We start from the raw sequence: 12,169 nt of genomic DNA on the forward strand, positions 1-12,169 counted from the left end.
TTCAGGCCCCGGTGACATAATTGTTATACCGTTACAACAGGCACTCTCGGGGCCAGCGCGCACATCAACTCATAGCCAACCGTCCCCGCCGCAGCAGCCACATCATCAATTTTGATTTCGTTCCCCCACAGCTCGACCGGTGAACCAATGCCCGCCTGCGGGCATGGCGTCAGGTCCACTGCCAGCATATCCATTGACACCGTCCCAACCGTTCCCGTGCGCACGCCATCCACCCATACCGGGGTGCCGGTCGGCGCAATACGCGGATATCCGTCGGCATAGCCACCGGCCACAATGCCGATGCGCTGCTCGCCCGCGGCACGATAACGGCTCCCGTAGCCTACGGTGTCGCCCGCCTTCAGGGTTTGCACGCCGATAATCTCGCTGCGCAGGCTCATTACCGGCCTGAGGCCGCTGTTGGCTATGTCCTGCCACTGCCCGGAGGGCGACGCGCCGTAAAGCACAATTCCGGGACGCACCCACTGGCAATGCGCCTCGGGATGCCAGAGCGTGGCCGCCGAGTTCGACAGCGAGCGCGGGCAGTCCAGCCCCTCTGTCGCCTGCCCGACGCGCGCCATCGCACCGGCGATGCCGTCCGCCCGCTCGGCATCGGCAAAATGGGCCATCAGCGTCATTTCGCCCACATTTTTTAGCGCGCGCAGTTGCTGCCAGACCGTGTGTATTCGCTCAGGCTGAAAACCCAGCCGGTTCATACCGCTATTGACCTTGACGTAGATGTCCAGCGGGGCGAGTAGCTTTGCATCCTGCAGCGCTTTAATCTGCCAGTTGCTGTGAAGACTGGTCGTCAGACGAAACTTATCCAGCAGGGGAAGATCGTCGGCGTGGAAGAACCCTTCCAGCAGTAACACAGGCCCCTTCCAGCCGCGCTCACGCAGCAGGATGGCCTCTTCCAGGTTCAGTAACGCAAAACCGTCGGTGGCGCTGAGCGCACGCCAGATACGATCGAGACCGTGACCATAGGCATTGGCTTTTACCACCGACCACACGCGTGAAGCCGGTGCGGCCCGGCGAACAATTTGCAGATTATCCTTCAGGGCCTGCAAATTTAGCTGAGCCAGAACAGGACGGGACATGACAACTCCTTAGTGATGCGCGCCGTGCAGGTGCTGTGGCCGCGCCGGACGAAACCCAGATTGATAGCGGGCAGCGCTCAAATCGTCAAACCCAATCGCTGGAGTTCGCCCGGAAAGCAGGTCGCTCAGCAGTTGACCCGACCCGCAGGCCATCGTCCAGCCGAGCGTGCCATGTCCGGTGTTGGTCCACAGATTTTTATATGGCGTGCGTCCCACAATCGGCGTGCCGTCTGGGGTCATTGGGCGCAGGCCGGTCCAGAACGTCGCCTGTTCAATGCTGCCGCCGCGCGGGAAGAGATCGCCCACCACCATCTCCAGCGTTTCACGGCGTGGCTGCAGTAGCTCAGTGTTAAAGCCAACGATTTCAGCCATACCGCCCACGCGGATACGGTTGTCAAAGCGAGTGATCGCGATTTTGTACGTCTCATCCAGAATGGTTGATACTGGCGCCCCGCACGCCTCCTTCACCGGGAGGGTCAGCGAGTAGCCCTTGAGCGGATAGACCGGGATATCAAGAATACCTTTCAGCATGGCGGTGGAGTACGAACCGAACGCCATCACGTAGGCATCCGCTTTAATAACGTCTTCGCCGCACTTCACGCCGTAAATTTTTTCACCTTCAGACAACAATTTGTCAACGGCGGTGTTAAAGCGGAACGTCACCCCCACCTGCTCGCACATCTGCGCCAGGCGCTGGGTAAAGAGCTGACAGTCGCCGGTTTCATCATTGGGTAACCGCAGGCCGCCCGTCAGCTTATGCGCCACCTCTGCCAGGGCCGGCTCTACCTGCGCAAGCTGGCTGGCTTCCAGCAACTGATAAGGAACGCCTGCATCTTCCAGCACGGCAATATCACGCGTGGCGTTTTCGTACTGCTGTTCGCTGCGAAACAGCTGCAGCGTGCCCCCCTGACGGCCTTCATACTCAATTCCGGTGGCGGCGCGCAACGCTTTCAGGCAGTCGCGGCTGTATTCGGCCAGACGGACCATGCGTCCTTTATTTTCCATGTAGTGGCGGGTGTCGCAGTTGCGCAGCATCTGCAACATCCACTTTAGCTGGAACTGCGTGCCGTCAAGGCTGATGGCCAGTGGCGCATGGCGCTGGAACATCCATTTAATCGCCTTCAGAGGAACGCCAGGAGCCGCCCACGGCGCCGCGTAGCCCGGTGAGATTTGCCCCGCGTTCGCCGCGCTGGTTTCCAGTGCCGGGCCAGGCTCTCTGTCGATAACGGTTACCTCATGCCCGGCCTGACTCAAATACCAGGCGCTGGTCACGCCAACGACGCCACTTCCCAGTATGACAACACGCATAGTCACTCCATATATGCAAAAGAACAATCATCTAATTACAGATTGATAACTTAGTTAAAAATATTATTCAACATATGACTTTTTTATGGTGACTTATCTCACAACTTCCCCTCCAGACAGGGAATGGGACAATTTGGCATCTCCTGCTACGCGATATTTTTAACCAGCATAAAACTCTGTGAGGGAGGTATTTTTTGCCGCGTTAAAAACGCGATATCGCAAAGAAAAAATTTCTGCGCCAGCACGCTTTTTAACTCATTGATCTATGCTTGAAAGGAGGCTCTCCAGACAGAGAGAGCACCCACAACGAGGGCGCGCTAATGGCTACTATTGATTCCATATCTAAGGACAGCACACGTCTGAGCGATGGACCCGACTGGACATTTGAGTTGCTTGATATCTACCTTGCCGAGATCGACCGGGTAGCAAAGCTGTATCGTCTTGACACCTATCCTCACCAGATTGAAGTCATCACCTCCGAACAGATGATGGACGCCTACTCCAGCGTCGGGATGCCCATTAACTATCCCCACTGGTCTTTTGGTAAAAAATTCATTGAGACCGAGCGGCTGTACAAGCACGGTCAGCAGGGGCTGGCGTATGAGATCGTTATCAACTCCAACCCGTGCATTGCCTATCTGATGGAAGAAAACACCATTACCATGCAGGCGCTGGTGATGGCGCATGCCTGCTACGGGCATAACTCGTTTTTCAAAAATAACTACCTGTTCCGTAGCTGGACGGATGCCAGCTCAATCGTCGATTACCTGATCTTCGCCCGTAAATACATCACCGACTGCGAAGAGCGCTACGGCGTGGATGAAGTGGAAAAACTGCTCGACTCCTGCCACGCGCTGATGAACTACGGCGTTGACCGTTATAAACGTCCACAGAAAATCTCCCTGCAGGAGGAAAAAGCCCGGCAGAAAAGCCGGGAGGAGTATCTGCAAAGCCAGGTGAATATGCTGTGGCGCACGCTGCCAAAACGCGAGGAGGAGAAGACGGTCGCCGAAGCGCGGCGCTATCCTTCTGAGCCACAGGAAAATTTACTCTACTTTATGGAGAAAAACGCCCCGCTGCTGGAGCCCTGGCAGCGTGAGATCCTGCGCATCGTGCGCAAGGTGAGCCAGTATTTTTATCCGCAAAAACAAACCCAGGTGATGAACGAAGGCTGGGCGACCTTCTGGCATTACACCATCCTTAACCATCTTTATGATGAAGGAAAAGTCACCGAGCGGTTCATGATGGAGTTCCTGCACAGCCACACCAACGTGGTGTTCCAGCCCCCCTACAACAGCCAATGGTACAGCGGTATTAACCCGTATGCCCTTGGCTTTGCGATGTTCCAGGACATTAAACGTATCTGCCAGTCGCCGACCGAGGAGGACAAATACTGGTTCCCGGATATCGCCGGGTCGGACTGGCTGGAGACGCTGCATTTTGCGATGCGTGACTTTAAGGATGAGAGTTTTATCAGCCAGTTTATGTCGCCGAAAATCATGCGTGACTTCCGTTTCTTCACCGTGCTGGATGACGATCGTAATAACTATCTGGAAATTTCGGCGATCCATAACGAAGAGGGATACCGCGAGATCCGCTCTCGCCTCTCTTCCCAGTATAATTTGAGCAATCTTGAACCGAATATTCAGGTATGGAATGTGGATTTACGCGGTGATCGTTCCCTGACGCTACGCTATGTTCCACACAACCGGGCGCCGCTGGATAAAGGGCGCAAAGAGGTGCTCAAACATGTGCATCGTCTGTGGGGCTTTGATGTATTACTGGAACAGCAAAATGAAGACGGTAGCGTAGAACTGCTGGACCGAACACCGGCCAGGATGAATACGCTGTAGCGCAATCTCATTTGCCCGATAAGGCGCCATATAGTGGGCGAAAAAAAACCTCTCCACCGAGAGGTTTTTATTTTAGCGGGTCTGTAAAGCTAAATCACCCGGCAGGGTTTTCTGCATCCGATGCCAGATCTCACCGGAATCGTGGCCATAGCGGCGCACCGTTTCATATACCTGGTCATGCTGCCCCGTGGAACACAGTTCGCTCAGCTTGTGGTAGAAGCCCAGCGCCAGGCTGCGCGCTTCGGGGTTGGCGAAGTAGTGACGTCCAATGCGGGTGTACAGCCCTTTCATACCGTTAAGGATCAGGCCATAAACAGGATTACCTGAGGCGAACGCCAGACCACGGAAGACGTTGTAATCGAGGGTTGCAAAGGCATCCGCATGATCGTCTACCGCATTCGCGCGAGCCAGTACCGCAAGCGCGTCTTCCGGGTGCTGGCGGAAAGCGGTGCGAATAAAGATGGTGGCAATATTGGTGCGCACAGAGAGCAGGTTATCAATCAGTTGGGGCACGCTTTCGTGATCGAGACGAGCCAGGGTTTCAAGAATGTTTAGCCCTGACGTTTCCCAAAAATTATTCACTTTTGTTGGCTTGCCATGCTGAATAGTCAACCAGCCATCACGTGCCAGCCGCTGGAGCACTTCCCGAAGGGTGGTACGCGTGACGCCAATCAGTTCAGAGAGTTCGCGTTCAGCCGGAAGAATGGAGCCCGCTGGGAAACGATTATTCCAGATGCTTTCAATGATGTACTCTTCCGCGAAACCCGCCGGGCTCTGCGCCTTAATGACCATAGTAAGATTTCCATTACTCAGCTTTAGCAATTTGCACTCATCATACCAGAGGCGTGCAGAGGCAGGTAGCACAGCAACGCGTGAAAAGAGGGATCGCCGTTTAGTTTTAGTAAAATTTCAACCTCGATTTAGTGCTCGCCTTTGTCCTTTTTTCCTATACTACGGTTTTACTTTGAATGACGGGGACGGACGTCTGTTGTGGAAATTTCATTTGGTCGCGCGCTGTGGCGCAATTTTTTAGGCCAGTCACCAGACTGGTACAAACTTACATTATTGGTGTTCCTGGTCGTTAACCCCCTCATTTTTATCATGGATCCGTTTATTGCCGGCTGGCTGCTGGTCGCGGAGTTTATCTTTACCCTCGCAATGGCGCTAAAATGCTATCCGCTGCTGCCCGGGGGACTTCTGGCGCTGGAAGCCGTGGCGATTGGCATGACCAGCCCGGAACATGTAAAAGCAGAGCTGGCGTCTAATCTCGAAGTGCTCCTGCTGCTGATGTTTATGGTGGCCGGGATTTACTTCATGAAACAGCTGCTGCTGTTTATCTTTACCCGCCTGCTGTTGAGTATTCCCTCCAAGACCGTGCTCTCGCTGGCATTTTGCCTCGCGGCGGCGTTCCTCTCGGCCTTCCTCGATGCCCTGACGGTTGTCGCCGTGGTGATAAGCGTCGCCGTGGGTTTTTACGGGATCTACCATCGGGTGGTCTCTTCACAGGCGCAAGAGGATCTGCAGGACGACAGCCAGGTTGAGACCCATAACCGGGAGGTACTGGAGCAGTTCCGCGCATTCCTTCGCAGCCTGATGATGCATGCAGGCGTGGGGACTGCGCTCGGCGGTGTCATGACGATGGTCGGCGAGCCGCAAAACCTGATCATCGCCAAGGCCGCTGGCTGGAATTTCATCGACTTTTTCCTGCGCATGGCGCCGGTCAGCGTCCCTGTGCTTTTCTGCGGGTTAGCCACCTGTATGCTGGTAGAGAAGTTCAACGTCTTTGGCTATGGGGCGCAACTGCCTGAGCCGGTACGCCTGGAGCTGCAGAAGTATGACCAGCAGAGCCGCCGCCAGCGCACGCGACAGGATACATTGCGCTTAGTGGCGCAGGGGATAATCGGCGTCTGGCTCATCGCCGCGCTGGCGTTTCATCTTGCAGAAGTAGGGTTGATCGGCCTGTCGGTGATTATCCTGGCGACCACCTTTACCGGCGTAACGGATGAGCATGCAATAGGTAAGGCTTTTACCGAAGCCCTGCCGTTTACCGCCCTGCTGGCGGTGTTTTTTGCAGTAGTGGCGGTGATAATCGACCAGCAGTTGTTCTCTCCCATTATTGCCTTTGTGTTGCAGGCCGATGCCGACGCGCAACTTACGCTTTTTTACCTGTTTAACGGCCTGCTCTCGTCAATCTCTGATAACGTGTTTGTCGGGACGGTCTATATCAACGAAGCCAAAGCCGCCCTTGAGCAGGGCGCGATTAGCGCCGGTCAATTTGAGCTGCTGGCGGTAGCCATTAACACCGGCACCAACCTGCCCTCGGTGGCGACGCCAAACGGACAGGCCGCATTCCTCTTTCTGCTCACTTCCGCCCTTGCGCCACTCATACGACTTTCTTATGGGAGAATGGTGTGGATGGCCTTGCCCTATACGCTGGTGTTGACCATCATCGGTTTGTTGTGCGTCAAATTTACCCTGATCCCCTATACGCAATGGTTGATACAAGCGGGTATACTTGCGGCGCAATAGAAGACGTATCCCGGGCGGTTCGCTGCCCGGCTGGCCTTTTGCGTGATAAATATCCAATTACGTTTTATTTCATCAGGTACTGGTGGCACAAAAAACGAATTCGTTTACACTGCGCATTCTACGCATGTTCCAGGGAAATGATTATGTTGAGATTTTTGAACCAGTGCTCTCGCGGACGCGGAGCGTGGTTGTTGATGGCCCTTACCGCCTTTGTGCTGGAAATGGTCGCGCTGTGGTTCCAGCACGTTATGGGACTCAAACCGTGCGTGCTGTGTATCTACGAACGTTGCGCATTATTCGGTGTTTTGGGCGCGGGCCTGGTGGGCGCGATTGCCCCGAAATCACCGCTGCGCTATGTCGCTATCGCCATCTGGCTCTACAGCGCCTGGAAAGGCATTGAGCTTTCCTGGCAGCACACCATGATGCAACTGCATCCGTCACCCTTTATGACCTGTGATTTTGCCGCGCGTTTCCCAAGCTGGCTGCCGCTGGATAAATGGCTGCCGCAGGTGTTTGTGGCTTCCGGTGACTGCGCTGAGCGTCAGTGGGAATTCCTGACGCTGGAAATGCCGCAGTGGCTGGTGGGTATCTTTGTGGCTTACTTTGTCGTGGCGCTACTGGTACTTATTGCTCAGCCGTTCAAACCGAAGACACGTGACCTGTTTGGACGATAAAAAAACCGCCTCGGCGGTTTTTTTTCAACGGTTGGGATGATTCATGATGTGATCTTCCCAGTCCCGCACCTCGGACTCTTTCACCGCAATGTGCCGTACCGAAATGCGTTCACCGTGCATCGCCGCTTTTGAGCCGCTCAGCAGCGGATGCCACTTCGGCAGATCGCTGCCTTCTGCCAACAGACGATAGGCGCAGGTATGTGGCAGCCATTCAAAGGTCGGCAGGTTTTCCCGGGTTAATTTGATGCAGTCCGGCTCAAACTCAAAGCGACGCTCGTAGTTACGACACTGGCAGGTTTTGATGTTTAATTGCCTGCAGGCAACGTTGGTGAAATAGATTTCGTCAGACTCTTCATCCATCAGTTTATGCAGGCAGCACTGCCCGCAGCCGTCACACAACGATTCCCACTCCGCGTCAGTCATTTCGTCGAGCGTTTTAGTTTGCCAGAAAGGAATGTCGTTCATCAGGATGTCCACACGTTGAAAGAAAGCGCACCTTATAGCGAGTCTGGCACGTTGATGCAAGTTTTGCCGCCCTCTTGAGGCGGCAAGTTGCTTTTACAGTACGCGCGTGGTCAGTGACAGACCGTTAAAACTGACCTCCAGTTCATCACCACCGTTAAGCGGACCCACGCCTTCCGGCGTGCCGGTGAGGATCACATCACCGGGTTTCAGGGTGAAGAAGCGGCTCATATAGGCAATGAGCGGGACAATCTTATGGATCATGTCAGCGGTGTTGCCCTGCTGGCGGATATCAGCGTTAACCTTAAGTGCAAGCGCAGTGTTTTGTGGATCGGCGGAAAATTCGCCTATGGGAACAAAGCCGGAGATCGGACAGGAATTATCAAAACCTTTGGCTTTTTCCCACGGCTGCCCGGCCTTCTTCATTTTGCCCTGCACATCCCGCAAGGTCAGATCCAGCGCCACGCCGAAACCGGCAATCGCTTGCTGTACATGCTCTTCACTGGCCTGACGCAGCGTTGCGCCAATCAGAACGGCCAGCTCCACTTCGTGATGAACCGATCCCAGCCCTTGCGGTAGCGCCAGCGGCTGGCGGATATCACACAGCGCGGTTTCCGGCTTAATGAACAGCACAGGCTCTTCTGGCATGACACTGTCCATTTCCTGAATGTGTTTCGCATAGTTGCTGCCCACGCAGACCACTTTGCTGACGGGATAATCCAGTAATGCACCTTGCCAGTTATGATGTTGATACATGTACGCCCCTCAGGTTGATGTGATGTAACTGGAACTATTTTTTCCCGTTCACCGCAAGATGCTGTTTTAATAAATTCTCGGGTGGCGGCGGAAGCTGTAAATAATAACCTTGTTCGGTTAACGCTGTTTTCACTTTTTCAAGACTGGCGTTAACCAGCATCTTACGTCCGTCCAGCGGCAGCAGCATCGCCAGCTGTGGACGACCGAAACTTTTCAGTAATTCTTCCGGCACGCGGGAAAAATCGTCTTTCTTTTCGACATAAAGATAGGTCTGGTCGCGACGGGTACTTCTGTAGATCACACAAAACATGTTTTTACTCTGAATTAATGGGTGGTTGCTTGCCTCAATATACTCCTGACTATAACATGCCTGATACTCTTCGGAATATCGCAGCGAGTTGTTGCGGTTAATAGCAAATTGAGTAAGGCCAGGATGTCAAACACGCCCATCGAGCTTAAAGGCAGCAGCTTCACCTTATCAGTGGTTCATTTGCATGATGCGAAACCCGAGGTTATTCGTCAGGCGTTAGAAGACAAAATCGCCGAGGCTCCGGCCTTTTTAAAACACGCCCCGGTGGTTATTAATGTCAGCGATCTGGTGGCGCCGGTTAACTGGAAACGTCTCCAGCAGGCAGTCTCTTCAACGGGACTGCGCATAGTTGGCATCAGCGGCTGCAAAGATACTGAGCTGAAAGCAGAAATTGAGCGTGCTGGGCTGCCGCTGCTCAACGAAGGTAAAGAGAAAGCCTCGCGTCCGGCGCCTGCGGCCGCGCAAACGTCCCCACCCGTGGAGCAAAACGTTACAACCATCACAAAAACGCGATTGATTGATGTACCGGTTCGTTCCGGTCAGCGTATTTATGCGCCAAACTGTGATCTGATTGTTACAAACCACGTCAGCGCTGGCGCTGAGCTGATTGCGGATGGCAATATTCACGTCTACGGTATGATGCGTGGGCGTGCGCTTGCGGGTGCAAGTGGCGAACGGGACGCACAAATATTTTGTACTCACCTGACGGCGGAACTGGTCTCCATCGCAGGGGAATATTGGCTGAGCGACAAGATCCCAGCCGAATTTTATGGCAAAGCGGCTCGTCTGCGCCTGGCAGATGACGCCTTGACCGTTCAACCGTTGAATTGATCCCTTTTTAACAAGGAATTTCTATGGCACGCATTATTGTTGTTACTTCGGGTAAAGGAGGCGTTGGCAAGACAACCTCCAGCGCGGCCATCGCTACAGGTTTGGCCCAGAAGGGAAAGAAAACCGTCGTTATCGATTTCGATATCGGCCTGCGTAACCTCGACCTGATCATGGGTTGTGAACGTCGCGTCGTGTATGACTTCGTTAACGTTATCCAGGGCGATGCGACGCTGAACCAGGCGCTGATTAAAGACAAGCGCACCGAGAACCTCTACATTTTACCGGCTTCACAGACGCGTGACAAAGATGCGCTGACCCGTGAAGGCGTGGAAAAGGTGCTCGATGAGCTGAAAAAGATGGAGTTTGACTTTGTGGTCTGCGACTCCCCGGCGGGTATCGAGACCGGTGCCCTGATGGCGCTCTACTTCGCCGATGAAGCCATCATCACCACCAACCCTGAAGTGTCATCCGTGCGTGACTCTGACCGTATTCTGGGTATTCTGGCGTCTAAATCCCGCCGCGCGGAAAATGGCCAGGAACCGATTAAAGAGCACCTGTTACTGACCCGCTACAACCCGGGCCGCGTCAACAAGGGTGACATGCTGAGTATGGAAGATGTACTGGAGATCCTGCGGATCAAACTGGTCGGCGTCATTCCGGAAGATCAGTCCGTGTTACGCGCCTCTAACCAGGGTGAGCCCGTGATTCTGGATACCATGGCAGATGCCGGTAAAGCTTACGCCGATACCGTTGATCGTCTGCTGGGAGAAGAACGTCCTTTCCGCTTCATCGAAGAAGAGAAGAAAGGTTTCCTCAAACGCCTGTTCGGAGGATAAGTTATGGCATTACTGGACTTTTTTCTCTCGCGGAAAAAAAGCACCGCCAACATCGCTAAAGAGCGTCTGCAAATCATTGTTGCGGAGCGTCGCCGCAGCGATGCCGAGCCGCATTACCTGCCGCAACTGCGTAAGGACATTCTGGAAGTGATCTGTAAGTACGTGCAGATTGACCCGGAGATGGTCACAGTACAGCTGGAGCAAAAAGACGGGGATATTTCGATTCTGGAACTGAACGTTACGTTACCCGAAGCTGAAGAGTCGCGTCCACAGTAAACCTGAGCACAGAGTAGATTGGCCGGGCCGCGATGCGCCGCCCGGCATTTCTCCGGCGGCGCATCGCTTGCCGGGGCGGTAAAATCTTTATCGTGGGTAGGATTCAAGTAACGTAGCCAGGCGAACGGCCATCAATTCACCGCGCCAGCCTGCCATCATTTCCGGCACGCTATTCTGAGGTTTAAGCTTCCAGTGCCAGTTCAGCAACTGGTTAATCTGTCGGCGCGAAGCCAACAGTTCAGCAGCCAGTGTGCTTTCTGTCGCCACCTCCTGCACCAGCGCTTTAATATCCTTGAACGCCTTGCGATAGCCCGGCATATCCATCAGATTCTGCAGCGGTTGCGGTAATTCCTCTTCCGGCGTTTGCTGCGCTTGCGCCACCAGCGCCAGCAGGGTTTTACCGTGGAAACGGATCTCGCTGCCGGAAAGCCCGATGCTGTCCAGCTCGCCCATGCTGCCCGGCATATAGCGCGCCACCGCCCACAGGTGCTCTTCGCGCACCACAAAGTTAACCGCCAAATCGCGCTCACGCGCTTTACGCAAACGCCAGTCAGCCAGCAATTGCAGGCACGCCAGTTGGCGGGTACGCAGTTGCCAGGCGTTGCTGATGTCACGCCAGGCGTCTTTCGGATCGAGCACCTCCTGGCGGCGCTGCTGAGTCATACGACATTCATCAAGGGCCGCCGGCAACCAGCCGGACGCCTGTGCCTCTTTCATCAATTGCCCGGCAATTGGCAGCAGATAGAAAACATCTGCCGCCGCGTATTCAAGCTGACGCCCGGTCAGCGGACGTGCAAGCCAGTCGGTGCGGGATTCACTTTTATCGAGTACCAGGCCGGTATACTCCTCAACCATGGCGGCAAAACCCCAGGAGAGCGGACGATTGCTGAACGCCGCGAGGATCTGCGTATCGATCAGCGGCTGTGGCATGACGCCAAAGGTATTCAGAAACACTTCCAGATCTTCACTGCCCGCGTGCAGGTATTTGGTTACGGCAGTATCGAGAAGGAGATCACGCATTGGCGTCCAGTCGGTGATATCGAGCGGGTCAATCAGGGACACATGTTTACCGTCGAACATCTGAATCAGGCCCAGTTGCGGATAGTATGTCCGCGTGCGGACAAATTCGGTATCCAGGGCGATGGCGGAAAAATCGCGTGTAACCTCGCACAGCGAAGCCAGCTCGTCGTTGGTCGTGATCATCTGGTAATTCAAAACGGATTCTCTTTGGTTTGCGCCC

The 12,169-nt window shown here is 54.5% G+C and carries 13 protein-coding genes; 6 read left to right on the forward strand and 7 right to left on the reverse strand.

Annotation, left to right across the window (positions count from 1 at the left end):
• Positions 1-23: 23 nt before the first annotated feature.
• Entirely contained in the window at positions 24-1,094 is a 1,071-nt protein-coding gene (gene dadX / locus NL510_RS13555) for a catabolic alanine racemase DadX (protein WP_253377583.1), read from the reverse strand.
• Between the two features lie 9 nt (positions 1,095-1,103).
• Positions 1,104-2,402, reverse strand: coding sequence for a D-amino acid dehydrogenase (locus NL510_RS13560; RefSeq protein WP_253377585.1), 1,299 nt, complete (start codon positions 2,400-2,402; stop codon positions 1,104-1,106).
• A gap of 320 nt (positions 2,403-2,722) precedes the next feature.
• Between NL510_RS13560 and NL510_RS13565 the strand changes: the two genes are divergently transcribed.
• Positions 2,723-4,255, forward strand: coding sequence for a SpoVR family protein (locus NL510_RS13565; protein ID WP_253377587.1), 1,533 nt, complete (start codon positions 2,723-2,725; stop codon positions 4,253-4,255).
• Positions 4,256-4,327: 72 nt separating this feature from the next.
• Here the strand turns inward: NL510_RS13565 and fadR are convergent, their stop codons facing one another.
• Positions 4,328-5,047: a fatty acid metabolism transcriptional regulator FadR gene (gene fadR / locus NL510_RS13570; protein WP_253377589.1), complete on the reverse strand. Its 720-nt coding sequence runs from the start codon at positions 5,045-5,047 to the stop codon at positions 4,328-4,330.
• Positions 5,048-5,245: 198 nt separating this feature from the next.
• Here fadR and nhaB point away from each other — a divergent pair, with 198 nt between their 5' ends.
• Together nhaB and dsbB are read left to right on the forward strand one after the other, a co-directional pair.
• Positions 5,246-6,784, forward strand: coding sequence for a Na(+)/H(+) antiporter NhaB (nhaB, locus tag NL510_RS13575; protein ID WP_253377591.1), 1,539 nt, complete (start codon positions 5,246-5,248; stop codon positions 6,782-6,784).
• A 143-nt stretch (positions 6,785-6,927) separates the two neighbouring features.
• Positions 6,928-7,458 carry a disulfide bond formation protein DsbB gene (gene dsbB / locus NL510_RS13580; protein ID WP_253377593.1) on the forward strand — a complete coding sequence of 177 codons (531 nt, stop codon included), beginning with the start codon at positions 6,928-6,930 and terminating at the stop codon, positions 7,456-7,458.
• A 24-nt stretch (positions 7,459-7,482) separates the two neighbouring features.
• On the opposite strand, the gene ycgN is transcribed toward dsbB, so the two are convergent.
• The 3 genes from ycgN to NL510_RS13595 form a co-directional block, all read right to left on the reverse strand.
• Positions 7,483-7,923: a cysteine cluster protein YcgN gene (gene ycgN / locus NL510_RS13585; RefSeq protein WP_253377595.1), complete on the reverse strand. Its 441-nt coding sequence runs from the start codon at positions 7,921-7,923 to the stop codon at positions 7,483-7,485.
• Positions 7,924-8,016: 93 nt separating this feature from the next.
• The gene (locus NL510_RS13590) at positions 8,017-8,676 is read right to left on the reverse strand and encodes a fumarylacetoacetate hydrolase family protein (protein WP_253377596.1); all 660 of its coding nucleotides are present in this window, start codon (positions 8,674-8,676) and stop codon (positions 8,017-8,019) included.
• Positions 8,677-8,710: 34 nt separating this feature from the next.
• The gene (locus NL510_RS13595) at positions 8,711-8,986 is read right to left on the reverse strand and encodes a YcgL domain-containing protein (protein WP_253377599.1); all 276 of its coding nucleotides are present in this window, start codon (positions 8,984-8,986) and stop codon (positions 8,711-8,713) included.
• Between the two features lie 123 nt (positions 8,987-9,109).
• Here NL510_RS13595 and minC point away from each other — a divergent pair, with 123 nt between their 5' ends.
• The 3 genes from minC to minE are packed head-to-tail and all read left to right on the forward strand — an operon-like array spanning position 9,110 to position 10,929.
• Positions 9,110-9,817, forward strand: a complete 708-nt coding sequence (gene minC / locus NL510_RS13600; protein ID WP_253377601.1) for a septum site-determining protein MinC — start codon at positions 9,110-9,112, stop codon at positions 9,815-9,817.
• Positions 9,818-9,840: 23 nt separating this feature from the next.
• Positions 9,841-10,653: a septum site-determining protein MinD gene (gene minD / locus NL510_RS13605; protein ID WP_253377603.1), complete on the forward strand. Its 813-nt coding sequence runs from the start codon at positions 9,841-9,843 to the stop codon at positions 10,651-10,653.
• Between the two features lie 3 nt (positions 10,654-10,656).
• Entirely contained in the window at positions 10,657-10,929 is a 273-nt protein-coding gene (minE, locus tag NL510_RS13610) for a cell division topological specificity factor MinE (protein ID WP_253377605.1), read from the forward strand.
• An 87-nt stretch (positions 10,930-11,016) separates the two neighbouring features.
• Here the strand turns inward: minE and rnd are convergent, their stop codons facing one another.
• Positions 11,017-12,144 (reverse strand): ribonuclease D, encoded by a 1,128-nt coding sequence (gene rnd / locus NL510_RS13615; RefSeq protein WP_253384911.1) that lies wholly within the window; start codon positions 12,142-12,144, stop codon positions 11,017-11,019.
• Positions 12,145-12,169: the final 25 nt, after the last annotated feature.

The sequence above is a fragment of the unidentified bacterial endosymbiont genome (assembly GCF_918797525.1).
GTDB lineage: Bacteria > Pseudomonadota > Gammaproteobacteria > Enterobacterales > Enterobacteriaceae > Enterobacter.